Origin of the sequence: Clostridium sp. Marseille-P2415 (assembly GCF_900155545.1) — a bacterium.
GTDB lineage: Bacteria > Bacillota > Clostridia > Lachnospirales > Lachnospiraceae > Lacrimispora.
In genome coordinates, this window is record NZ_LT732526.1 from 3,528,723 (window position 1) to 3,552,428 (window position 23,706).

21 protein-coding genes are annotated in these 23,706 nt (G+C 45.6%); 10 read left to right on the top strand and 11 right to left on the bottom strand.

The window, feature by feature from the left end:
• The first annotated feature begins 14 nt into the window (after positions 1-14).
• From BQ9856_RS21130 to BQ9856_RS21160, 7 genes are all read left to right on the top strand, one after another.
• Positions 15-1,418, top strand: a complete 1,404-nt coding sequence (locus BQ9856_RS21130) for a V-type ATP synthase subunit B (protein WP_077612771.1) — start codon at positions 15-17, stop codon at positions 1,416-1,418.
• Between the two features lie 11 nt (positions 1,419-1,429).
• Positions 1,430-2,050 (top strand): V-type ATP synthase subunit D, encoded by a 621-nt coding sequence (locus BQ9856_RS21135; protein WP_077612772.1) that lies wholly within the window; start codon positions 1,430-1,432, stop codon positions 2,048-2,050.
• A 145-nt stretch (positions 2,051-2,195) separates the two neighbouring features.
• A complete protein-coding gene (locus tag BQ9856_RS21140; protein WP_077612773.1) occupies positions 2,196-2,807 on the top strand; it encodes a TetR/AcrR family transcriptional regulator in 612 nt (203 codons plus the stop codon).
• Complete coding sequence (locus tag BQ9856_RS21145) at positions 2,807-5,284, top strand: phosphoenolpyruvate synthase (protein WP_077612774.1); 2,478 nt, start codon at positions 2,807-2,809, stop codon at positions 5,282-5,284. The genes BQ9856_RS21140 and BQ9856_RS21145 overlap by 1 nt, the downstream gene beginning before the upstream one ends.
• 16 nt (positions 5,285-5,300) lie before the next feature.
• A complete protein-coding gene (locus tag BQ9856_RS21150) occupies positions 5,301-6,173 on the top strand; it encodes an ABC transporter ATP-binding protein (protein WP_077612775.1) in 873 nt (290 codons plus the stop codon).
• 10 nt (positions 6,174-6,183) lie between these two features.
• Positions 6,184-6,981, top strand: a complete 798-nt coding sequence (locus BQ9856_RS21155; protein ID WP_159442055.1) for an ABC transporter permease subunit — start codon at positions 6,184-6,186, stop codon at positions 6,979-6,981.
• Between the two features lie 2 nt (positions 6,982-6,983).
• On the top strand, positions 6,984-7,784 hold the full coding sequence (locus tag BQ9856_RS21160; RefSeq protein WP_159442056.1) for an ABC transporter permease: 801 nt from the start codon (positions 6,984-6,986) through the stop codon (positions 7,782-7,784).
• A 27-nt stretch (positions 7,785-7,811) separates the two neighbouring features.
• On the opposite strand, the gene BQ9856_RS21165 is transcribed toward BQ9856_RS21160, so the two are convergent.
• From BQ9856_RS21165 to BQ9856_RS21185, 5 genes are all read right to left on the bottom strand, one after another.
• Positions 7,812-8,450 carry a lactate utilization protein gene (locus BQ9856_RS21165; protein WP_077612777.1) on the bottom strand — a complete coding sequence of 213 codons (639 nt, stop codon included), beginning with the start codon at positions 8,448-8,450 and terminating at the stop codon, positions 7,812-7,814.
• A gap of 98 nt (positions 8,451-8,548) precedes the next feature.
• On the bottom strand, positions 8,549-9,229 hold the full coding sequence (locus tag BQ9856_RS21170; RefSeq protein ID WP_077612778.1) for a DUF554 domain-containing protein: 681 nt from the start codon (positions 9,227-9,229) through the stop codon (positions 8,549-8,551).
• Between the two features lie 25 nt (positions 9,230-9,254).
• Positions 9,255-9,671, bottom strand: a complete 417-nt coding sequence (locus BQ9856_RS21175; protein ID WP_442855556.1) for a MarR family winged helix-turn-helix transcriptional regulator — start codon at positions 9,669-9,671, stop codon at positions 9,255-9,257.
• Positions 9,672-9,818: 147 nt separating this feature from the next.
• On the bottom strand, positions 9,819-11,363 hold the full coding sequence (locus BQ9856_RS21180; protein ID WP_077612780.1) for a sodium/proline symporter: 1,545 nt from the start codon (positions 11,361-11,363) through the stop codon (positions 9,819-9,821).
• Positions 11,364-11,586: 223 nt separating this feature from the next.
• Positions 11,587-12,177 carry a TetR/AcrR family transcriptional regulator gene (locus tag BQ9856_RS21185; protein ID WP_077612781.1) on the bottom strand — a complete coding sequence of 197 codons (591 nt, stop codon included), beginning with the start codon at positions 12,175-12,177 and terminating at the stop codon, positions 11,587-11,589.
• A 189-nt stretch (positions 12,178-12,366) separates the two neighbouring features.
• On the opposite strand from BQ9856_RS21185, the gene BQ9856_RS21190 reads away from it, so the two are divergent.
• Together BQ9856_RS21190 and BQ9856_RS21195 are read left to right on the top strand one after the other, a co-directional pair.
• Entirely contained in the window at positions 12,367-12,825 is a 459-nt protein-coding gene (locus tag BQ9856_RS21190) for a pyridoxamine 5'-phosphate oxidase family protein (protein ID WP_077612782.1), read from the top strand.
• 106 nt (positions 12,826-12,931) lie between these two features.
• A complete protein-coding gene (locus BQ9856_RS21195) occupies positions 12,932-13,909 on the top strand; it encodes a phosphotransferase family protein (protein ID WP_077612783.1) in 978 nt (325 codons plus the stop codon).
• Here BQ9856_RS21195 and BQ9856_RS21200 read toward each other — a convergent pair.
• From BQ9856_RS21200 to BQ9856_RS21210, 3 genes are all read right to left on the bottom strand, one after another.
• Positions 13,904-15,079 (bottom strand): YibE/F family protein, encoded by a 1,176-nt coding sequence (locus BQ9856_RS21200; protein ID WP_139348745.1) that lies wholly within the window; start codon positions 15,077-15,079, stop codon positions 13,904-13,906. The two genes, BQ9856_RS21195 and BQ9856_RS21200, sit on opposite strands and share 6 nt — an antisense overlap.
• Positions 15,080-15,194: 115 nt before the next feature.
• Positions 15,195-16,703 carry a purple acid phosphatase family protein gene (locus BQ9856_RS21205; protein ID WP_077612784.1) on the bottom strand — a complete coding sequence of 503 codons (1,509 nt, stop codon included), beginning with the start codon at positions 16,701-16,703 and terminating at the stop codon, positions 15,195-15,197.
• 144 nt (positions 16,704-16,847) lie between these two features.
• On the bottom strand, positions 16,848-17,867 hold the full coding sequence (locus tag BQ9856_RS21210) for a LacI family DNA-binding transcriptional regulator (RefSeq protein WP_077612785.1): 1,020 nt from the start codon (positions 17,865-17,867) through the stop codon (positions 16,848-16,850).
• 276 nt (positions 17,868-18,143) lie between these two features.
• Here BQ9856_RS21210 and BQ9856_RS21215 point away from each other — a divergent pair, with 276 nt between their 5' ends.
• Positions 18,144-20,132, top strand: a complete 1,989-nt coding sequence (locus BQ9856_RS21215; protein WP_159442057.1) for an alpha-amylase family glycosyl hydrolase — start codon at positions 18,144-18,146, stop codon at positions 20,130-20,132.
• Between the two features lie 62 nt (positions 20,133-20,194).
• Here BQ9856_RS21215 and BQ9856_RS21220 read toward each other — a convergent pair whose 3' ends face one another.
• From BQ9856_RS21220 to BQ9856_RS21230, 3 genes are read right to left on the bottom strand one after another with little or no spacing between them, the layout of a single operon-like run.
• Positions 20,195-21,940 (bottom strand): glycoside hydrolase family 13 protein, encoded by a 1,746-nt coding sequence (locus BQ9856_RS21220; RefSeq protein ID WP_077612786.1) that lies wholly within the window; start codon positions 21,938-21,940, stop codon positions 20,195-20,197.
• A gap of 17 nt (positions 21,941-21,957) precedes the next feature.
• A complete protein-coding gene (locus tag BQ9856_RS21225; RefSeq protein ID WP_077612787.1) occupies positions 21,958-22,794 on the bottom strand; it encodes a sugar ABC transporter permease in 837 nt (278 codons plus the stop codon).
• Positions 22,791-23,681 carry a carbohydrate ABC transporter permease gene (locus BQ9856_RS21230; RefSeq protein WP_077612788.1) on the bottom strand — a complete coding sequence of 297 codons (891 nt, stop codon included), beginning with the start codon at positions 23,679-23,681 and terminating at the stop codon, positions 22,791-22,793. Before BQ9856_RS21230 ends, BQ9856_RS21225 begins: the two co-directional genes overlap by 4 nt.
• Positions 23,682-23,706: the final 25 nt, after the last annotated feature.

Sequence of the window (23,706 nt, forward strand, 5' to 3'; positions counted from 1 at the left end):
GAAGGAGGCAGACTATGGCAATCGAATATTTAGGACTAAGCGCGATCAACGGCCCCATGGTCGTTTTGGAAGGCGTCCAGAATGCTGCTTTCGATGAAATTGTGGAAATGACCGTAGAGGGAAAGACAAAGAAGCTGGGACGTATCATCGAAGTCTATGAAGATAAGGCCATCATTCAGGTATTTGAGGGAACCGACGGGCTGGCCTTAAGAAATGTCCACACCCGGCTCACCGGACACCCTATGGAACTTTCCGTATCCGAAGACATGTTAGGACGTACCTTTAACGGCATCGGGGAGCCCATAGACGGATTGGGGGACATCAACTCCGATATCTTCCTGGACATCAACGGAAAGCCGTTAAATCCGGTCACCCGTGAATATCCCAGGGATTATATCCGTACCGGGATCTCAGCCATCGACGGACTGATGACACTGATCCGCGGCCAGAAGCTCCCCATTTTCTCAGGCAACGGTCTTCCTCATGACGAGCTGGCAGCCCAGATCGTACAGCAGGCTTCCTTAGGGGATGACGCCGAATCCAGCGAAAAATTTGCAGTGGTGTTTGCAGCCATGGGCGTTAAATACGATGTGGCTGATTTCTTCCGCCGCACCTTTGAGGAAAGCGGGGTTTCCGACCACGTAGCCATGTTCATCAACCTGGCAAACGATCCGGTGGTGGAACGGCTTATCACGCCGAAGGTGGCACTGACCCTGGCAGAATACCTGGCCTTTGAAAAGGGCATGCACATTCTGGTCATTTTGACCGATATGACCGCTTATGCGGAGGCTCTCCGCGAGGTTTCCTCGTCCAAGGGGGAGATTCCTTCCAGAAAGGGCTATCCCGGCTATTTATACAGCGAGCTGGCTTCCATCTATGAGCGGGCCGGTATCGTAAAAGACCGCCACGGCTCTGTGACCCAGATTCCCATCCTGACCATGCCGAACGATGACATCACCCACCCCATCCCCGACCTTACGGGATATATTACGGAAGGGCAGATCGTTCTGGACCGAAGCTTATACGGCCAGTCGGTTTATCCGCCCATCAATGTACTTCCTTCCCTGAGCCGTCTGATGAAGGACGGAATTGGAGAAGGCTTCACAAGAGCAGACCATCAGGGTGTGGCAAACCAGCTTTTCTCCTGCTACGCCAAGGTAGGCGATGCAAGAGCCCTGGCTTCTGTTATCGGGGAAGATGAGCTGTCCCCCATTGATAAAAAATATCTGGTATTCGGCAAGGAATTTGAGAACCGCTTTGTGGGACAGGGAAACCATGCCAACCGGAATATCATTGAAACACTGACCATTGGCTGGGAACTTTTAGGTCTTCTCCCGAGAGCCGAGCTGGACCGTATCGATACCAAGGTCTTAGACCAGTACTACAAACCAACCACCCTTGACGATCCGGAAGAATAGGAGGGATATCCATGAATCCCAATACATTTCCCACCAAGGGGAATTTAATCCTTGCGAAAAACTCTCTGGCCTTAGCCAGACAGGGTTATGAACTGATGGATAAAAAGCGGAATATTCTGATCAAGGAACTGATGAGCCTGATCGATGAGGCCAAAGGCATCCAGTCGGAAATTGACGTGACCTTTACTTCCGCCTACAAGGCCCTGCAAAAAGCCAACATCGAATTAGGCATCAACTATGTGCAGGACATAGCCATGGCAGTCCCTGTGGACGATTCGGTGCGCATTAAGACCCGAAGCATCATGGGAACGGAGATCCCGCTGGTGGAGCACGATGAAATGCCTTTAAACTTAACTTATGCTTATTACAGCACCAGAGAATCCCTGGATGAAGCCCGTTACCAGTTCGAAAAGGTAAAGAAACTGACAGTTAAGCTTTCCATGGTGGAAAATTCCGCTTACCGTCTGGCAAACAGCATTAAAAGGACCCAGAAACGGGCCAATGCCTTAAAGAACATCACCATTCCCCGTTATGAGACCCTGACAAAAAATATCACCAACTCCCTGGAGGAAAAAGACAGGGAAGAGTTCACCAGACTTAAGGTGATTAAAAGAAATAAAAGCAGCCTTTAAGGAACTGCATAAAGGAACATGTGAAATGCCTGACAGCATTTTGCGTGTTCTTTTTTCTTTTTATTACCATTGACCGATTCGGTTCATCGTGTTATACTCAAGCCATAAACCGAATCGGTCAACAATAATCATAGAAGGTGAAAAGATGGAAAAATTCAAAGAACTTCCGGAAGAAAAGCAGCTGCTCATTATTGAGGCGGCATTAAAGTGTTTTGGCAGACATGGATACAAGAAGGCATCCATGAGCGACATTGCGCAAGGCAGCGGGGTATCCAAGCCCATGCTGTTTCATTATTTCGGCACAAAAAAGGATCTGTATTTATACCTGTCGGAATATGTAAGAAACGTTATGCTTGACGCTTACAAGCGCAATGAAATTGATGCATATGACGATTTATTTGAACGCATCCTTGTAGCTTCTAAAATGAAAATGGGCATACTGGAAAAGTACCCTCATATTTTGAAATTTATCATCAGCATGTTTGAGGAAACCGACCGTACGGTTGCGGATATCACAAAAAAGATCATGCCGGATGCACAGCGGTTTTCGTATGACCTGGTGGTGAAAGAGGAAGACGCGGAAAAATTCAAAGAAGGCGTGGATATCGACGTAATTATGCGCTTGATATTCCTCATGGCGGAAGGGTACGCCCACGAAATGTCCGATGAGCAGTGCGATTTGGGCAAAGTAACCGAAGAATTGGAAAAAACCATGCATATGCTGAAAAATAATCTGTATAAGGAGGAATATCTGTGATGTATATACTGAAAATATACGATAAGGAAGCTGCTTCGCTTGGGCTGTCAGGAGGCAAGGGCGCCAGTCTTGCAAGGCTATCCCGGCTGTCCACGGCGAACGTACCCGACGGCTTTATCATCACAACAGAATTTTTCAGGAAGTATATCCTTCCTGCCGTAAATGAAGCCCAGGATAATGTGAAACAGGCAGTCGCCGGACTGACCCTGCCTGCCGAAGCCTCGGAACTGATCCGATCCGCATATACGGACATGGGGGACCATGTTTCCGTGGCCGTACGTTCGTCCGCCACGGCTGAGGATTTGCCGGACGCTTCCTTCGCCGGCCAGCAGGACACCTATTTGAACGTTTCCGGCTTTGAAGCGGTAAAAAAGGCGGTGACCGACTGCTTTGCGTCTTTATATAACGAACGGGCGGTTTCTTACCGTTCCAAAAATAAGTTCAATGAAAGCGAAGTCCAAATGGCTGTGGTTGTCCAGAAAATGGTGGCGGCAAAGGCAGCGGGTGTGATGTTTACCGCCGACCCAATGACCTCCGACCGTTTTACAATGGCAATAGAAGCGGTAGAAGGATTGGGTGAGGACCTGGTGTCCGGGCGTAAAACGCCCATTACATGGACATTCAAAGAAGGCATAAAGCAAAAGAGCGGGGGCAAGCCCTGTTTGACCGAAGCGCAGATCATTGCCCTTACAAACATCGGAAAAGAGATTGAGCGCGAATACGGCTGCCCCCAGGATATTGAATGGTGTTTTGACGGTGAGAAATTCCATATCGTACAATCCCGCGCGATCACCACGCTTTTCCCGTGCCCTCCTTCGCCGGATGGATTCAAACGCTGTTTCATTTCCGTCGGGCATCTGCAAATGATGACCGACACCATGCTGCCCCTTGGCATATCCCTTTGGAAATTGATGTCAAAAACCGTAAAGGTTACGGAAATCGGCGGGCGGCCGTATATGGAGATCACCCATAACTTAAACAGTCCGGTGGGCAAGGCGCTGGTTCGGCAAAAACTGTCTAATTCCGATGAGCTGATGAACAGCGCATTCAATCAGGTTCTGGCAAGAAAGGATTATATAAACTCCATTCCGAAAGGCCGGAAAAGTGACTTCGCCATACCGAAAGGCTTGGGAAAATGCATTATCGCCGGATTTAGAATATATCAAAAGAACGATCCAGCCATCATTGACGGCTACAACCGTCGCATGGAAGCGGTAATAAATAAGACCAGAAACAGGCTTTCAAAGCTGTCCGGCCGTGCAATGATCGAGTATATCCAAAACGATACTGATGATCTGATGAAGAGTCTGTTCGCCCCGGAAGGCCTGGGGCCTCTATTGGTTGCTTTCTACCTCACAAAGCCGATCGATAAAGCGGGGAAGCTCCTGCTTGGGCGGGACAACATAAGCGTTGATATATCAAAATCCATAAAGGGGAATATCACCTCGGAAATGGGATTTTACGTCAGCCGTATCGCGGACGCTGCACGCGATTTCCCGGATGTTATAAAATACCTTGAAACGTCGGGGGAGCAATTCAACCTTGAAGAATTAAGAAAACGGCAGGGCGGCGGAGAGACCGCAAAGGCGTTTGAGGCATTCTTCGCCCGGTACGGAATGCGCTGTCCCGGAGAGATCGACATCGCGAAACCGCGGTTCGCCGAGGAACCGGCAAAGATTCTCCCGACCATACTGGCGGACATAAAACTTCCGGCAGGCCACGCCGAGCAAAAGTTCCGGCAGGGGAAGCAGGAAAGCAATACGGCGGTAAAAGCGCTTGTTTCCGCCGCCAAACAAAAATGGGGCGCGGGGAAAGCAAAAAAGCTGGCAAAGAGACTGTCCTTTTACCGCAACTTTTTAGGCCTGCGCGAATCGCCGAAATATTACTGGATGAAGCGGTACTGGGAATACAAACAGGCGATCCTGCGGGAAGCCGAAAAGCTTGTCCGCGCCGGCAGGCTCAGAAGCGCAGAAGACGTCTTCTATATGCGGCTTCCGGAGCTGGCAGATTTGTTCGCCGGAAAATATGAGCCCGATTACGCGAAAATCGATGCGATGCGCGCGGATTATGAAAAGTATGCCGCCCTGACCCCGCCGCGCCTTATGTTCTCCGACGGCGAGGTGGTAGAAGGCGAATACAGACGTAATGTTCCCGAAGGGGCACTGCCCGGTCTTGCCGTATCGGGCGGAGTGGCCGAGGGGCGGGCCCGGGTCGTCTTCGACATAAAGGAGACGGGAAAAATAGAAAAAGGCGATATTCTTGTGACGAAATTCACCGACCCAAGCTGGACGCCGGCATTTATATCCGTTGGCGGACTGGTTACGGAAGTAGGCGGAATGGCCACCCACGGCGCGGTCATCACGCGTGAATACGGTCTGCCCGCCGTTGTAGGCGTGACCGACGCAACAAAACACATAACGGATGGGGACCGGATCCGCGTAAACGGCAACACGGGATATGTCGAGTTTTTGAAATGAGAGAGGAGGATCATCTGTGAGCGCAATTAATATTAAAAACCTGACCAAAAGCTATGGGGAACACAGAGGCATTGAAAACGTCAGCTTTTCCGTGGAGGAAGGAGAGATTTTCGGCTTTATCGGCCCCAATGGGGCGGGTAAATCCACTACCATCCGTACTCTTTTGGCGTTAATCCACCCAACCTCAGGCAGCGCGGAGATTTTTGGCAAAGACTGTATCAGGCAGGCCCCGGAAATCGCGAAGGATGTGGGATATCTGCCCGGCGAATCCGCCTATTATGATAACATGACGGTCCGGGAGCTGGTGCGGTATGCGGCGGATTTGTACGGCGTAAAATGCGATGACAAAATAAAAGAGCTATCCAAACGCTTAAACCTGGACTTATCGCGTAAAATCGCCGACCTATCTTTGGGCAATAAAAAGAAAATCGGGATTGTATGCGCTCTGCTGCACTCGCCCAAACTCATTATATTAGATGAACCCACCAGCGGTTTAGACCCGCTGATCCAACAGGAGTTTTTCAATATTTTAAAAGAAGAAAATAAACGCGGTGCAACGATCTTTTTTTCGTCCCATGTTCTGTCGGAGGTGCAGAAAATCTGCGACCGCGTGGCGATTTTGAAAGAAGGTAAAATGATCGGCGTACAAAAAATCAGCGAGCTTCGGGCGAACAGCCATAAAAAGATCAGCGTTACGGCAACTGAAATACCGGCAGGGTATTTTAACCTCGACGGCATTAGCAATTATCAGCAGGATGGCAGCACTGCCACATTTATGTTTATGGGAAACATCGCGGATGTCCTGGCGAAGCTGTCCGTTTTAAATGTCCGCGATCTTTTTATCGAAGAGCCGGCGCTGGAAGAAATTTTTATGCACTATTACAGGTGAGGTGAATGGGATGACTGTATTGAAGTATGAACTGAAGCAGTTAAAGAAAAATATCATCATCTGGGCACTGTCCGCGGGCGGACTGATCTTTCTCATGCTACCGACTTACATTGGTTTTATCTCAGGCGGTGATACTTTGATGGTGGAGGCGATGGAAAACAATCCGCTGTTTGGAGCTTTCGGCGTCAGCGCCGCATTCGTAATGACTCCGCTTGGCATGTTCAGCTTTTTGAACAGCTTTGCTATGGCAGCGGCGGCGATTCACGGAATGAGCATTGCCTTTTCGTCGCATACAAAAGAATATGCAAACAGATCGGCGGAATTCCTGCTGACCAAGCCGCATTCGCGAGGCGAAGTTTTCCGGGGCAAGTTTCTTGCCTGTGCGGCAGACAGCCTGATTGTGGGAACCGCCTATATAACAGGGGCAGCGTTAGCGATGCTGACAGTCAAAGGAGTCCGCGTTGATTGGCAGCAGTTCCTGCTTATAGCAAAATCATACGTGCTGGTTGAATTGATGTTTGTGGTTTTCGGGACAGCCGCAGGAACTTTTTTCTCAAATGTACGCACACCTGTGCTCATATCCTCGTGCGTTATGTTTGCGCTATTTTGCTTAAGCTCTATGTCAAAGAAAATCAATCAGCCGATATTGGGCTATTTCACTCCCTTTGCGTTCTTTAATCCTATGAGTATTGTTGAAACCGGATTTTACGAATGGAATTTTGTGGTGTGGTATGCTGTGCTTGGCGCAGGGCTGCTGCTGGTCAGCTACAGAAAATTCCTGAAAAAAGACGTTGTGTTTGGAGGTTAAGTATGAAAGCAATCTATTTAAAAGAGCTGAAACTAACGCGAAAATTGTTGATGATCTGGCTTGCATTAATCGTGATACTTACCGGATTTGCAGCGATAGAGTTTGTTATGCTGAAAGACGCAATGGCAGAAATTGCAGCACTGGTGGAAAGCTTCCCCAAAATTATACTGATTTTATCCGGGTTGAAGGGGGCGAAAGTTGACACCGCCTTGGGGGCATATCAGTGTATGGTATATTGGACCAATCTGCTTGCCTTCTTTTTTGCGGGTTTTTCAGGGGTATTTGCCGTTGCCAGAGAAGAAAAGTTTGGCACAAGTGAGTTTCTGTTTTCAAAACCATATAAGCGTTCAAGCGTCATTTGGGCGAAAATCGGGGCGGCCGTAACAAATCTTGCTGTATTTTCGCTCACTGTCGGAATCATGTCATATCTGTGCATCATACTCCCGCTCGGCGATATGAGCATAACCGGCACGCATGTGATCACAACTGCCGGAATATTTATCACGCAGGTTGTGCTGTTCGCCATAGGGCTTTTCATTTCGGGCATTGCGAAAAACTATAAAGCCGCAAGTCTTTTTACAATGCTTACGGTTGTGACGTTTTATGTAATCAGCTTTGTGCTTGATTATGCCGGTACAGTGGATTTCTTAAAGTTTCTGGCACCGGTGAGTTATTTTGATGTGATATCGGTTTCGAAAAACGGGTTAAGTCCTTTTTACATCCTGCTTTCATTTATGATTATTCTGGCAGGCTGTTTTATGGCAAGCAGACTTTACGCAAGAAAAGATTTGCATGCTTCGTGAAAATGGCACAATGAGGAACTGGGTTTATCAATAGCCCAGTTCCTCATTAACAACGATTACTTTAATCCTGTCTTTTGTAAACTGGCCTGCAATCAAAACAAAGTCATTGCAGATTCTCTCCTTGTGCCTGCAATCAATGCAGCGGTCAAGAGCCGTACAGGGAGTTTCCTTGTTAAGCCTCTTTGCATCTAAGGGAGCCGCAATCTGTCTGGCTCTCTTCACTGCTGCCTCCGCATCTTCTGTTATCTTGTTCGTTCCCACAACAACGATAACCTGTTTCGGTCCATACAGCATGGGAGCAACCCGGCTTCCGTTACCGTCAATGTTAAAAATCTTTCCGTCCATGGTGACTGCATTCGCCCCGGTGATAAACGTGTCCGCGGAAAAATTTCTTAAGTATATTTCCCGTTTTTCTTCCCGGCTAAGGGAAGGATCAAACTTATCCAGAAAGTTAATATCCCTTTTTCTTAAATCATCAAACACTCCCGTCTGCTCAAGGGTGACCGAATCCCCGCAGCCTACGGTCGTTCCATCCGCAATGAACCTCCTCAAAAGTTCCAGAAGTTCTTTTTTATTCTTTACATGGAAGCCTGCCATATTATTCTGCTGAAGGCTTTTCATCAGTGCCGAGATGTTCTGTCCGTTTTTTTGCGAATAAATATCCATAGATTTTTCCTCCAAAGTTAATAATAAGGCATCCATACCCAGGGTCACAGCATAGAAAATATAAATCTTCTCTGCCGCTCTATTTACAGGTCAGCTTCTTACAGCAGTAATGAGAACGGAAATACCAGAATAAGTGCCGGCAGAATATTAAGCACCCTGGTCTTTTTAATATTGGAAATTTTAAGCCCCACAGCCAGCGTGATGATTCCGCCGCAGGCCTTAAAATTAGACAGCATGATATCAGTTACCATAGGCAGAATATAAGATGCTCCGCAAAACAGCAAAGCACCTACAACAAACTGGGGAACCGCGATAAATCCGACCATATACCCGGCCGTTGTGCCGAAAATAATGGCTGTAAAGAAATCCATGACAGCCTTCGCATACAGAATGGAATTGTCCCCGGTCATAGCGGAATTCATGGCTCCAAATATTCCCGTCCCGCTGAAACAGAACAGAATGATCAGGCTGATCAGAATATCAAGCTGGTCCTCATTTAAGTGAACAGGAAGCCTGGCATCCAGCTTATGAAGCCCTATCAGCAGATTATCTTCCAGGCTGAACAGCTCGCCGAAAACCGTTCCGACAATAACGGCAAGCACCACCGCTGCCAGACTCTCCAGCCGGATGATTAAGTAAACTCCCATGGTAATCGCCGACAGCCCGAATATATTCGGAAGCGCCTCGGTAAGCTTAGGCGGAAAATGGTCCTTTAAAAAAGCCCCCAGGATCCCTCCCAGAAAAACAGCGATGCAATTGATTATAACTCCTTGTGGCATATCTTATGTCTCCTTTAACTAGTCATCATGATGGTATAATGTTCTTATGGATTTTAAAAAACTGCTCCAGAAATTCTCCTCTTTTCTCTTCTGAAATGCCTTTAAAAGTTTCCTCTTCCAGCTGAAGGAAGATTTCTTCTACTTTTTTCTGCATCCTTTGCCCCTTTTCGGTCATAAACACATGATAAGAGCGCCTGTTTCCGTTCAGCCGCTTTCTTTCAATGAGGCCCTTTGCCTCCATTCCATTCAATACGCTTGTAATGGTTGCCGCTTCAATATAACAGGCTGCTGCAATCTCCTTCTGGGTCGCTCCATCGTGGTCTCTTAAATAATCCAGAACCTTAGGCTGACCCAGTGTCAATTCCGTATCCTTCAGGATATCCATGAGTCTCCTCTGGTAAATCGCCTGATTTGCCATTAACAGATAGTGAAATGTCATCATACCATCATCCTTTTAATAATTAGGTTTCTAACTATTATAATTCTAATCTTTTTTTCTGTCAACGTGATTTTCAGAAAGCCAAACTCTGAAAACAACTAATACCAGGAGGAAAACCTGTTTTCCTCCTGGTATTACCATTATAAAGCCCTATTTATTTTTTCTTCCGACCGATTCAAATTCCTCATAAATCTCTTTGGAAGGCGGAGCCGTGACCAGAGATACAAGGATAATGGCAGCACATGCTGCGGTAAATGCCGGAAGCAGTTCATAGATATTCCATGCACCGCCCAATGGACGTACGGCATATTTCCAAATGAATACCATAGCGCCGCCGGATACCATGCCGGCGATTGCTCCCCACAGATTGCTGCGCTTCCAGAACAGAGCAAAGAGCATTACAGGCCCAAAGGAGGCGCCAAAACCTGCCCATGCAAAGGATACGATGGCGAACACGGAGCTGTCAGGATCCCAGGCCAGAATAATGCCGATCAGGGCGACTCCGATAACCGTAAGCCGCGCAACCATCATGGAAGCTTTTGTGCTTACCTTAATCTTTAAAAAGTCCTGCATAAGATTCTGGGATACGCCGGAGGCTGCGGTTAAAAGCTGGGAGTCCGCCGTTGACATGGTACATGCCAGAATTCCTGCCAGAACCACTCCGGCAGTAATAGCTAATAAGAATCCGTTCCGCCCCAAAAGGTCTGCCAGTCTGATTATAACGGTTTCCGCATCGGATCTTGTCGACAGCATGGGGATATGGCCGGCGATTGAAACGCTGTAACCGATGATCCCGATCAGAATCGCCACAAACATGGAGATAACCACCCATACAGAGGCGATCCGGCGGGAAGTCTTAAGCTTGTCCTCATCGCTGATCGCCATAAAACGCAGCAGAATATGGGGCATTCCGAAATAACCGAGCCCCCACGCCAGCGTGGAGATAATGGAAAGAAAGCCATATGGAGAAGCAGTGCCTTCCGCCATGTCGTGAACCTGAGTCATGCTTAAATAGCCCTTAAGGGAATGGGCATTTTCCATTACATTCTGCCAGCCTCCGGATGCCGAAATACCGAAAAACACGATAATAACCAGCGCAATGCTCATGACAATGCTTTGGATTAAGTCCGTGGTAGATACGGCCATAAATCCGCCCATCACGGTGTACCCGATAATTACGGCGGCGCCTGCAATCATAGCCGCATGGTAATTAATATGAAACAAACTGTTAAACAGCGTACCCACAGCCTTAAATCCGGATGCAGTATAGGGAATAAAAAAGATTAAAATAATGATGGCGGAAATGCACATTAAGATATTTTTCCCGTCCCGGTAACGCCTTGAAAAAAAGTCCGGAATGGTAATGGCATCGCACACAACCGAATACCGCCGCAGCCGTTTCGCAACAACCAGCCAGTTTAAATAGGTACCGGCAGCCAGTCCGATGGCGGTCCAGCCTGCATCTGCAATTCCACTTAAATAAGCGACTCCGGGAAGTCCCATAAGGAGCCAGCTGCTCATATCGGAAGCTTCCGCGCTCATGGCCGTAACCAGAGGCCCAAGCTTTCTTCCGCCCAGATAGAACTCATCGGCAGAATCCCCGCCGCCCTTTTTGCTGCAATAAAATCCTATGTAGACCATGCCGATCAGATAGATGAGAATAGAGGATAAAATCCCCACTTGTCCTATACTCATATAGTCCCTCCTGTTATAGAAATGCTGATACTGCTTTTTAGTATAAGCCCAAAAAGCCATAATGGGAGTATTATAGCATGGACAAAAGTAGAACACAATACAGACTACAGTATAGACTAAATACTAGACGATTTTAATATTAAACTCTGTTTTTCCCTTATTTTAAAACATTTTAACACCGTACTATATTTTATAATAAGTATCATACAAATCTTATTTCCAATTATAATTCAGGAAGAAAGCTGCTTAAAAAGGAGGGCATAACGGATGTACTGTACTGGCGAAGAGAATATTCCCCGCCGCACAAGCACCAGTCATATAAGAGTGCACGCTCGCACAGAGCATAAAGCTTTACCATCTCGCTGACACTGGAACGGGTGCCTATCTGCCCCTTCTCCTGCCCCTGGGCAATGATCTTTCGAAGAAGCTTATAATAAGTCCGGTTATGGTCCAGCAAATGCTTCTCTCCATTCGTAACAAGCTGGGTGGAAAGGAGCCTTGCCAGCAAATCAATGGAAATGCTGTTTTCTATCATGCCAAACAGCTCACTGTTGAGCAGCAAAAGCTTCTCCATTGCAGGCATTTCCGGATCAAGGGTTTTGGTCAGCTCTTCATATTTATCGTCGAACAGAACGCTTAAGGTACTCAGCAGCGCATCCTTTCCATCAAAATAATGATAAAAAGACCCCTTGGAAGTCCGGGAAAGCTCAATGATTTCTTCTACGGTGGTATCCTCATATCCCTGTTCATAGAATAATTTCCAGGCAGCATTTACAATCTTGCCCCTGGTATTGCGCACATTCTTCTTTGCCATGAGACCGTTCCTCCTTTCATTCACGCACCTGTGATTACGAATTCCTGAGTTAGTATAACACAGGATATGAGGTACCGTCCATTATATTGATCAATCGAACAAATTTTCGATAATACCGGCTGACAGCCATGCGGACTTATGTTATAATCTAAAATAACCGCAAACAAACCTTTATATAGGAGTATGAATATGACAGATCAATTTACAGGGCAATGTCAAAAGCTATTTGAACAGCTTACAGACCATGGAAAAATGGTACTTTCCACCTCCTGGAATGACCAGGTCACTTCCAGAATGATGAGCATCATTATTGCAGATGGTTTATTCTATTTCCAGACAGACAAGACATTTCGGAAATACAGTCAGCTTAAAGGGAATCCTCATGCAGCACTTTGCAATGAAAACATACAGATCGAGGGGATCTGTGAAGAAATGGGCCGCCCACAGGATAACCCGGTCTTTTGTACTCTTTATAATGAACATTTTCCAGGCTCCTATGAACGATATACATATTTGGAAAACGAACGGTTGTTTTCCTTAAAACCACAGCTGATCCAGACATGGATATACGAAAACGGAGAGCCATTAACCGAGACGTTTGAGTTCCGGACAAGGGAATATAAGAAAGTTCCTTATGCTGCAAAATAGCCTGACTTCCGCCAATTCCTTAAAATCTTATGGCTTTCGTTTATATGCAATGATATAATATAGGTTACAGGAAAACATATTTTAGAATGGATGGGATGGGAACCATATGAAAAGCCTGACGAAAAACTCTCAAACCAAAGAAGTGCTGGATACTATGATAACAAACGCTTTTCCCCTTGTAAAATACACCGAAGTCACGGAACTGACCGAGGGCTATTTTAATGTTGCTTACAGGGTCTCCTTTGAAAACGGCAGCAGATGCATATTAAAAATAGCGCCGCCCAAAGGAGTTAACATCATGTCCTATGAAAAGAACATTATGTTAAGCGAAGTTACGGCAATGCAGATTGCCGCAGAAAAAACAGATGTGCCGGTTGCAAAGGTTCTTTCCTATGATGACAGCTGTAAGATCTGTACTTCCCCTTATTTTTTCATGGAGGAATTACAGGGAGACAGCTTTTCTTCCCTGCAGGACAGACTGCCGGATGATGTAAAAAAACAAATCAGATTTGACACGGGAAAGCTGAACAGAAAAATCAACCATATCACCGGAGATAAATTTGGCTATATCGGACAGCCGGACCTGCAGGGCAGCCATTGGTATTCCGTATTTTTCCATATGATAGAACTGGCCGTTCAGGATGCCGAATCAATGTCTGTGGATTTAAAAATATCTGTATCAGAACTTTTTAAATATCTGATCCTCAGCGAATCTTTCTTTGAAGAGATCACAACTCCCCGCCTGGTACACTGGGACTTATGGGACGGAAATATCTTCGTAAGGGATCACAGGATCACAGGTTTGATCGATTGGGAAAGAAGTCTGTGGGCAGATCCCTTAATGGAAGTCGGATTCCGTACATATGGAAGCAACGATGACTTTAAAAACGGATATGGTATGGAACGGTTGTCAGAAAAGGAATCCATACGCGCTCTCTGGTATGATCTCTATGCCATGCTTCTTGTGGCGCAGGAATGCGATTACAGGATGTATGAGACCCGTGAAATTTACAACTGGTCAACCGGTATTCTGGTAAAAAAATTTGATGAATTGAAGCATAGAATTCAATACCTGAAATCATAGATGAGGTAATTCTATGCCCCTTCTTCCTGCTGCCACAAAAGATGCGAGAAAGGATACGATCGGAACCGTCATTACCACGCCCAGGCTTCCGGATATCCCCTGCATTATCTCGATCACCATATTATTGGAATTAATGACCTGAAGATAGGGCAATTCATATGCATAATTTAAAAGCAATGTGCTGGCCGAACTTCCCACAAAAGCCAGGATCAGGGTATTGACCATGGTGCCCATGGCATCACGGCCCACGTTCATACCGGAGCAGAACAGTTCCTTCCTGTTAAGCTCCGGCTTCTGGTCATGAATTTCAAAAACAGTGGAGGAAATGGACATCCCCACATCCATGACTGCACCCAGCGCGGAAATCAACAGACCGGAGAACAACAGCTCTCCCACCCGGATTCCACGGATATTTTCCAGGACCATCAGGGACTCGATATTCGAAACATTGTATCCGGAAATATGGGCTGCCTTCCCAAACAGAAAGGCGGAAATCCCGGCAATCACCACACCGCTGACCGTTCCGGCCACAGCGCAGGCTGTCTTTCCGGACCAGCCTCCCAGAAGATACATGGTGACAAAGGTAGTAACAGCCGCCACCAGCACAGCCGCCAGGAAGGGCGAATATCCTTTATAAATCATCGGGATATAAAGCCAGATGATGCAGATGAATGTGAATATAAGCCCGATACAGGCCTGCACCCCCTTCTTTCCGCCGATCACGCAGACCACGGCCAGGAAAATCAGTGCAAATCCCAGCACCGCCCATTCCCGGTCCACACTGTAAACCGTATGGATCGAGATATCCCCCGCCAGACTCTGTATCACAACTACCTGCATCCCCGGTTCACAGGCCGCCCCGAATAAATATCCGTTGTTGCTGGTGGCCTCCGCCGTCTGACCCTTCATGGGCCCTGACTGTAATTCCACCAAAACGCTCTGCTGTCCGGCCCTGCTTCCGTCCTCCTGTATATTGTCTTTTAAAACCTCTATGACCCGGGCCCGTTCAAAGGTCCTCCCTTCCGTAGAGATCAGATTGACAATGTCAATCCGGTTAAAGCAAATTAAGAACAGGATAAATGCGGTTGTCACCGCGGCAGACAGTACCCGCTGCATCCGTTTGCTTCCGCGGAAATTCCCAAAGATGTCAGACAGTCGTTTTTGCTCCATATTTTCTACTTCCTCTCTCTATTTTGCATGCACCGCTTCCAGCCGGACGCTCAGCAAAAGGGACGCCCCTGCTAAATCTGGACGCCCCCGGAGCCCGGAATCATTATATGCAGAATTATCTTCTTGCAATATCGGTCTTTTTAAGCGTAAAGGTTTGATCGATTTTCTGTGGCCGCCCGTCCGCAATCTCGTAGGTATCGATGGAAAATGTATTCTGATTTACCCGGATCACGGAATAGGAAGGATTCCAGTTCTGGTTTCTGACCGCTATGTAATCCTGTTGATTCGGAATTAATTCGTAGTATTTGCTGCCCGTAGCGGAATTGGCTTCCATGTACAGGGTACCGTCCGCATTGGTCACGCTGCCAGGCATGGTGTTCGCAATAGTATAGCAGTTATTCTCCGCCTGATAAGCAGTATTGCTGTAAGGGAATACATTGCCTGCCCCATCCGTTACATTATCCCAATCATGAAAATCATAGCTGGAATGGGTCTTTGAATCGGACTTCAGCAGATAGCTTCTGGAATAGGTATGGTCATGTCCCTGGAGCACCACATCCACATCAAATTTATCCATCAGAGGAGTCAGCTGCGTTCTCAGCACAATCCCGTCGGAATCAGAGTGATCCAGACCGCTGCCGTAGATATCCTGATGGAACATGACGATTCTCCATGCCGTATTGGGATAGGCAGAAACCGCCTGCCGCATGACCTGTTCATGCTCCGCACAGTTGTAGTTGTTCGTATTCAGAACCACATACAGCGCCGGACCATATTTATAAAAATAATCCCCCCCGGCAGTCGTCTTGCCTAACTGTGTATCATTTGGATTATTGAAATGGTAGCTGTAGCTTTCATTTGTGGAATCATGGTTGCCTATGGTAGTTGCAATTGGCAGCGATTTCATCCAGTCCGCATTTAAGAAACCTGCATACTCCATTTCGTTGCCGGGATCTCTGCCCTCCACATTTTTGTTGATCTGATCCCCTGCAGAAAGGATAAAACTGATATCCGGATTGGCCGCCATGGCCGTATCCAAGGTCTTATTCCAGCTGAAAGCGTCATTCCGGGCCGCTGTATTGAGGGCGGATTTATTTTCCAGCTTATCCCCTGCGGAAGTAGTCTGACCCTTGGATGCACCGATCTGGGGATCCCCTACATACAGCATGGAGTAGCTGTTGAAACCATGGGTTTTAAAGGAGGCAACCTGACCGGGCGCTCCATTTTTATAGTATCGGTAATAATAGGTCGTATTCTCTGACAGAGCCTTAGCTGTTACCTTATTGCTGCTGTATCCGTCAATTGCCGGTGCCGCGTACCCCTCAAAGGTGACCGCACCGCTCATATCACTGCTTTTGGACAGCTCGATCTTCGGTGTGGCCGTCCCGTCCGTTTTCGAATACCATGCGAAATTCATTTGTGTTTCATCGGTGCCTGGTGTCAATGCAATTTTCTCGTAGTCCGTGCTCACCTGGCTCTCCCACTGTTGTACCCAGCCCTCCCATGCTTCATCGGTCGTAGAGTCGTAAAAATGCTGGGTTGCTGCATATACATATCCCCCTGCCAGCATCATTGTCAAAGCAGCCGAAATAGCAGCAGCCGCACACTTCTTTCTGCCATTCATATATCTTTCCTCCTGATTTTCATAAATCCTGGGTAAATTTTATTGTTTATAAAAATGGAAGCACTTCTCACTTTTTAAAGAATAAATCTACTCGGATCATTAATCAAGAGACTTTTCAAAAGCTTTACAAACTATACCGGAAATTTACATCGTCTTTTTTCCCGTGGAATTTCTTACAATAATCCTGGGAAGCGTGGTATAAGACTGTACATTCAATTCCGGGTTTTTAATCTTCCTGAACAGGATATCTCCGGCCTGATATCCCATATCATATACATCGATATCAACCACGGTCAAACAGGGCTCGATGATCCGGGATAAAGGATAATCATCAAAGCTGATCAATTTTATATCCTCAGGAATCCGTTTTTTTATGGCATTCATCGCTTTTACGACCCCCAATGCAATATAATTATTTTCGCAGATTATTCCATCCGGCTGCTCTGTTTCCTCAAACAGCTCCATTGCAAGACGGTAACCGCTTTCCTTGCTGTTATCGCCATATTTTATGTATTTACCGGAAACCCGGTATCCAATGTTGTACATTGCAGACTGGAATCCGTTTAAGCGTTTTGTTGAGATTTCATCTCCCTTTGGGCCTCCGATAAAGGCTATTTTCCGGCAGCCGCATTCCGTCAAATGTTTCGCTGCCATCTCTCCGGATATGCTGTTATTAATATCGATCCAGCACGCTGTGCATTTAAAAGGCGGCCTTCCGATTATGATGTGCGGAAATCCGCTTGCCGATAAATACTCTGCTATTTCCCTGGTAGTAACGGAACCATGAACAATGATGCCGTCCGCACTTTTTCTTCCTGTAATATCCTGTATACGGCTTAAGGCTTCACCGGATGCTACACCTAAAAAACTTAAATTATACTTCTTTTTCGACAGCGCATTCTGGACCCCGCACATGATTTCAAACATATGGGGATTTTTAAATGCGATGTGTTCTTCCAGTAAAACGATATAAATAATATTATTCGTTTTTTTCCTTGCAAAATTCCGCGCCTGTTCATTGGGCTGATACCCAAGCTCCTCCATAATGTTTCTTACATATTCTTTGGTTGCATCTGATATGGAAGATCCATCATTCAATACCTTGGATACGGTAGATATGGAAACCCCTGCCTCTCTGGCAACATCTTTAATCGTTATATTCATGAAACCCTCCGTTTTTAGTCAAAGCGGATATTCCCAATCCGCTTCGCTGCTTGCTCACAGCGCGCCCCGCTTCACCGGGCATAATCTTATTACCACTTCCTTGATAAGGTTAAATTTACTAATAATAGTACACCGCTTTCCCAATTTTATCAAGCATTTTGCATGTTTTTATATTGTTTTTAGTAATATTTCTGGTATAATTTAACATGTATACAATTGGTAATTACCAAAATAATTTTGCAACCAGTAAACCGTTTTCGTACAGGAGGAAAGTATATGAATGCAAAACATTTTTTCAAAAAGCTGATTGTATCTTTTTTATGTATTATCATGATATCCGGCATTCCCATACCTGCACATGCACTGGCAAAGGATAACCTTCGCCAGGATACTATTTACCAGATCATGGTGGACAGGTTTTATGACGGCAACCCGGATAATAATGCGAAAGGAGAGGCATTCCGTAATACGGAAAATACACAGGATGACTTCCGCTATATGCACGGCGGAGACTGGGAGGGAATCATTGAAAAAATACCTTACATAAAAGGGATGGGGTATACAGCCATCTGGATATCCCCTGTAACAGATCCCCAACTCTGGAGTGTTCCCGATTCTAACGGGGTACAGTGGCCCACCGCTTATCACGGGTATAATACTTATGACCCCAATCGTGCCAACCGTTACTTTGGTGCCGAAGATCCGGAAGAAAGCAGGCAGATCTTAAAGAAATTGGTTGATACCTGTCATGAAAATAATATAAAAGTCATCATTGACATAGTACCAAACCATATGGGAGATTATCTTCAGGGGATCGGAAGTAATGCGCACTATACAACCGGCGGCAATTTAAAAACCGGTACTCAGCTTCAGCCGGCGTCTCCCTTTAACAATAAAAACTGGTATCATAATAAAGGGGATATTGACTTTAACAGGGAGCTTCCACATACTCCGGAAAGTACTGCCATGCTGGAAAGCGGTGATCTTGGAGGTCTGGATGATATAGATTTTGATAATTCTGACGCCAGATCCGCCGTATTTGATTCGATTAAAAACTGGTTTACCTTAACCGGTGCGGATGCCGCACGGGTAGACGCCGCAAAATGCATGAAGCCGGCCGATATCCACGCCCTGCAGGAATATATAGGCGTACCGACCTTTGGTGAAAATTTCGATATGGATGTCAACTTTATCAAGGACTGGGTCGGGGATAACGGAGAAACCGGAATGCTTGATTTTCCTTTATTTCAGGCTATTGTAAATGATTTTGCATACGGAAAGAATTTTAACAACACATCCGAAATATCCCTGCAGTCTGTTTTCAGCAAGGATCATCTATATGGATCCCATTTAAATGACATGGTTACCTTTATTGATAATCATGACAGGAACCGCTTCCTGACAGAAGCCGGGGGCGACGTGAATAAACTTCACAATGCCTTAACCTTTATCTTTACTGCCAGAGGCATCCCCGTTGTTTTTCAGGGAACAGAACAAAACCGGGGTAATACAAACGGCTCTTACATAAACGGTATTGCCGACACCTGGAACCGCTGGTCCATGGTTACAAAAGATTATCAGGGAAATGTGGTGCATGACTATTTCGATCCCTCAACCAATACCTATCAGCTGATAGCAAAATTAAACAGCTTAAGGTCCCAGTATGAAGCCTTGCAAAACGGAACTCAACGTGAAATGTGGACATCTACCCATTTTTATGCTTTTTCCAGACGTGTGGATTCCGGTAAAGACACGGGCCAGGAAGTAATCTGTGCATTCCGAAATGCAGACGGAAGCGAATCGGTTACCATGCCTCTCCGTGCGGAAAGTTCACTTAAAGCAGGCAGCGTGTTAGTCAATGCAATGGATTCAAATGATAAGATCGTTGTAAATTCTGATAAGAAGATCACCATTACTTTAAACGGGAACAGCTCTAAGCTATACGTACCGGATTCCAATCCTTCCGATTTAATCCCCGTGAATTTCACTGTAAAAAATGCAGCCACCAATTGGGGACAGAATATCTATATTACCGGCAATGTGTCCGCCCTTGGAAACTGGACTCCGGCTTTGGCGGCAGGGCCGGCAAATTGCCCGGATTACCCGGACTGGAACCTTACGGTCTACCTGCCAGCAAATCAAAAAATCGAATTTAAAGCAATAAAAAAAGATGGTTCAGGAAATGTGACATGGCAGGACGGTAATAATCACACCTACACCGTACCGGCTTCCGGTACAGGGAATGTAACCATAAACTGGCAGTAAAAACGCTCTGTGCATCAAAAAGATAAGGGGCGGGATTCTTTATCATCCCGCCCCTCATTATCTTAAAATGAATATACCCCATATCCCCAGGCCTTAATCCTGCCCGCTTCTATACCATCCTCCATGAATATCCGGTACTTTTCTGTGACCGGTAAATTTTCTTCCTTTTCCCCTGCATTTAAATAAACCAGGATGTTTCCCTTTTCTCCTTTCCTCATAAATCCAAAAAGGCGGCTGCCGCTTTCCGCGGGACAGTAACTATATCTTGAATGATAATCAATATAATCTTTTCTTAATTTTATCACCTGGGTCACAAATGATCTCAGGCTTTCATTGGCACTTCCCCATTCCATGGGGCTTCTGTATTCCCGCTCCTCTATTCCCTTTATCCCCATTTCATCCCCATAAAACAGGCTCGGTACGCCTGGGGAAAGCATTAAGAACAGAACCGATAACCGGAAACGCCTTTCATCATCCCCGCAAACGGAAAGGAATCTGGGTACATCATGGCTGTCCAGAAGATTTAACTGTCCGTCTCTTAAATTATCCGGATACCTTAGAAGCATCTGGTTCATACGAAAGGAAAATGTCCCGGCTTCTATTTTGCCCAGAGCGAAAAAATCCCTGCAAAGGTTTCTGAATTCATAATTCATCGTGGAATCAAAGATATCCCCTTTCAGCCAGGTTTCGGCATTTTCCCATACCTCTCCGATCAATACGCTTTCGGGATTTTCTTCTTTGGCAGCCTGCCGGAAAGCCCTCCAGAAGCTCCTGGCCGCTTCATTGGCTACATCCAGCCGCCAGCCGTCTATGTGATACTCTCTGATCCAGTAGCGGCATACTCCGGTAAAATATTCCTGTACCTTCTGATTGGAAGTATTAAACTTCGGCATCTTTCTTTCGTAGGCAAAGCAGGCATAATCCGGCTTTATATCCTCATTTTCCGGGCGGATAACAGGGAAATTCAACTCATAAAACCAATCTTTGTATAACGACTTCTCTCCATTTTTTACCACATCCTCAAAAGCAAAAAATTTCCAGCTGCAATGGTTAAATACCCCATCCAAGATAATATGCATTCCCTTTTCATGGATCTCATCAACCAGCCGTCTGAAATCTTCATTGGTTCCAAAGCAGGGATCAATATGGTAATAGTCCAGAACATCATACTTATGAGATTCCCCTGCCGCAAAAATCGGATTCAGATATATACAGTCAAACCCAAGGCCCTGTATGTAATCCAGGTTTTCCCTGATTCCGTTAATCGTACCTCCAAGCCGGGAATGGCATATATGATTATCTTCCAATACTTTTTCCTGTTCTGCACCGGATATAAATTTCCTTCCCCCGGCAAAGCTGTCCGGAAAAATATTATATACCACAGCATTTTTAAACCACTCAGGAACATCCGCCACTTCTTCCCTTAAAATAACCGGATACTGATAATATTCACTTCGTCCTTCCATATATTTATGATTGATTGTAATACCCGGCAATTCCCTGGTAAACTTATCTCCATAATAATAAACCCATTCCTTCCCGTCATTCAGCTTAAAATAATAACATACCCGGTTAAATGGGGTTTCAAATACCGCCTCATAATATTCAAATAAATCATCTTCCGCTGTTGCCTTCATGGGAACTTCAGTAAATTCCATGGGTATTTTTCTGCAAGCCCGGTCTCCATAATAAAGAGTACAGGAAACCAGATCCTTTTTTTTCACCCGGATCCGGATCGTCATTCCTTTTTCCGTATTTGCAAATGCATATTGGGATAGAGGTATATGCAGTACCGCACATCTGTCCATAATTTTTCTCCTTTTCGTCAACCCTTAACTCCTCCGGCCGTCAAACCGGATATCATATATTTCTGAATACGGTAAAATATAATCAGAATAGGAACAGAAACCAATATGGCAGCCGCAGAAAACACAGGCCAGTTCCGGCTGTAATCATTGGACTGGAGCAGATACAGACCTCCCGCCAAAGAATAGCTGTTCTTATTCATTAAAAACGTCGTGGAAAATAAATATTCATTCCAGACAAAAATCAGGATCATGACTGCGGTAACTATAATGGCCGGCCTGGCAAGGGGCAGGATGATCCGAAACAGCAGCTGGATGTCGCTGGCTCCGTCAATTTTTGAGGCTTCTTCAAATTCTATGGGTATGGTGTCAAAATACCCTTTCATGTTCCAGATACCGAAAATACACATGGACCCTGCATAGATTATGATCAGGCCGATTCCTGAATCCATCAGGTCAAGGGCTTTGAACAGCCGGAATATGGCGAACATGGATAATATCTGCGGGAAGGCATTCAGCAGGATCAGCAGATACAGGACCGCTTTTCTTCCTCTGAAACGGAATCTGGAAAATGCATAGGAAGCTGTTATGGCCGTCCCCATAGCAAGTATCATGGTTCCCAGGCTCAATATCAGAGAATTTTTAAACCACAATAAAAACGGCTCCTGAAACAGGATCCAGCTATAGTTGCTCAAGGATACTTTTGAAGGGATCAAAAAGAAATCACCGGAGAATACGCTTCCTGTACCGTTGACCGACAAGGCCAGCGCGTACAGAACCGGAATCAAAACAGCAAAGCACAAGCCTGCCAATATGATGTTAACCAGAATCAGCTTTAATGATTTTTTTATTTTCATCCTTCCTCCTCCCCGATTTCACGATTTATAAAAACAGAAAAAAGTATAATAAATCCAAAAATAATAATAGAGACCGCTGAAGATAAACCGTAATTATTGGACACGAATGCATTCTGATGGGCATAAGTTATGATCGTCTGCAGGGTGGCACCGGTCAGAGCACCTTTTTGCATGGTCAGCAAATAAAAGATATCAAACTGCTTAAAGGTAGTAAAAGCAGTCATGATAACAGCCGGGGTAAGAATGGGCTTTATAGCCGGTATGGTAATGTATTGTATCTGTTTTAAGCATCCGGCCCCATCAAGCCTTGCGCTTTCATAATAGCTCCCGTCAATGCTCTGCATCGCTCCGTCCATCATCATGATCATAAAAGGCATTGCCATCCATAAATTCAACACCATGCAGGATAGAAATGCCGGTATATTGTTTGATAAGTAATTTAACTTCCCAAACCCTAAATAAACCAGCACTTTATTCAATAAGCCAAATTCCGTATTATAAATGCCGACTCGCCATAAAAGAATGGATATATAGGCTGGCATTGCCCAGGGAAACATGAGAAGGGTCTTGTATACTCTGGAATACTTCAATCCTTTTACATTTAATAACAGTGCTATTAAAAATGCCGCGGCAACCTGTATCACCATGTTAAGGACGGTCCAGATCACCGTTGTTAAAAGTGCCGTCAGAAAGCCGGAATCCACCTTAACTAATGCCCGGAAGTAATTGTTAAGGCCAATGATCTTATAATTGTCCCAATGGTATAAATTCATATTCGTAACTGATATATACCCTGTATAGGCTATGGGGAAAACGATAATGGCCCCGATTATGAGCATAGCCGGAAAAGTATAGATCCAGGGCCGGATTTTCATTTTATTGTGCATTACTCTCTCCTCTTATTTCAATCAG

Coding starts and splice junctions, on each gene's coding strand:
- BQ9856_RS21140 (WP_077612773.1), top strand. CDS start 2,196: ATGGAAAAATTCAAAGAACTTCCGGAAGAAAAGCAGCTGCTCATTATT.
- BQ9856_RS21180 (WP_077612780.1), bottom strand. CDS start 11,363: ATGAGTATAGGACAAGTGGGGATTTTATCCTCTATTCTCATCTATCTG.
- BQ9856_RS21205 (WP_077612784.1), bottom strand. CDS start 16,703: ATGAATGGCAGAAAGAAGTGTGCGGCTGCTGCTATTTCGGCTGCTTTG.
- BQ9856_RS21155 (WP_159442055.1), top strand. CDS start 6,184: ATGACTGTATTGAAGTATGAACTGAAGCAGTTAAAGAAAAATATCATC.
- BQ9856_RS21185 (WP_077612781.1), bottom strand. CDS start 12,177: ATGGCAAAGAAGAATGTGCGCAATACCAGGGGCAAGATTGTAAATGCT.
- BQ9856_RS21200 (WP_139348745.1), bottom strand. CDS start 15,079: ATGGAGCAAAAACGACTGTCTGACATCTTTGGGAATTTCCGCGGAAGC.
- BQ9856_RS21215 (WP_159442057.1), top strand. CDS start 18,144: ATGAATGCAAAACATTTTTTCAAAAAGCTGATTGTATCTTTTTTATGT.
- BQ9856_RS21220 (WP_077612786.1), bottom strand. CDS start 21,940: ATGGACAGATGTGCGGTACTGCATATACCTCTATCCCAATATGCATTT.
- BQ9856_RS21225 (WP_077612787.1), bottom strand. CDS start 22,794: ATGAAAATAAAAAAATCATTAAAGCTGATTCTGGTTAACATCATATTG.
- BQ9856_RS21135 (WP_077612772.1), top strand. CDS start 1,430: ATGAATCCCAATACATTTCCCACCAAGGGGAATTTAATCCTTGCGAAA.
- BQ9856_RS21170 (WP_077612778.1), bottom strand. CDS start 9,229: ATGCCACAAGGAGTTATAATCAATTGCATCGCTGTTTTTCTGGGAGGG.
- BQ9856_RS21165 (WP_077612777.1), bottom strand. CDS start 8,450: ATGGATATTTATTCGCAAAAAAACGGACAGAACATCTCGGCACTGATG.
- BQ9856_RS21195 (WP_077612783.1), top strand. CDS start 12,932: ATGAAAAGCCTGACGAAAAACTCTCAAACCAAAGAAGTGCTGGATACT.
- BQ9856_RS21130 (WP_077612771.1), top strand. CDS start 15: ATGGCAATCGAATATTTAGGACTAAGCGCGATCAACGGCCCCATGGTC.
- BQ9856_RS21175 (WP_442855556.1), bottom strand. CDS start 9,671: ATGATGACATTTCACTATCTGTTAATGGCAAATCAGGCGATTTACCAG.
- BQ9856_RS21230 (WP_077612788.1), bottom strand. CDS start 23,681: ATGCACAATAAAATGAAAATCCGGCCCTGGATCTATACTTTTCCGGCT.
- BQ9856_RS21160 (WP_159442056.1), top strand. CDS start 6,984: ATGAAAGCAATCTATTTAAAAGAGCTGAAACTAACGCGAAAATTGTTG.
- BQ9856_RS21190 (WP_077612782.1), top strand. CDS start 12,367: ATGACAGATCAATTTACAGGGCAATGTCAAAAGCTATTTGAACAGCTT.
- BQ9856_RS21210 (WP_077612785.1), bottom strand. CDS start 17,867: ATGAATATAACGATTAAAGATGTTGCCAGAGAGGCAGGGGTTTCCATA.
- BQ9856_RS21145 (WP_077612774.1), top strand. CDS start 2,807: ATGTATATACTGAAAATATACGATAAGGAAGCTGCTTCGCTTGGGCTG.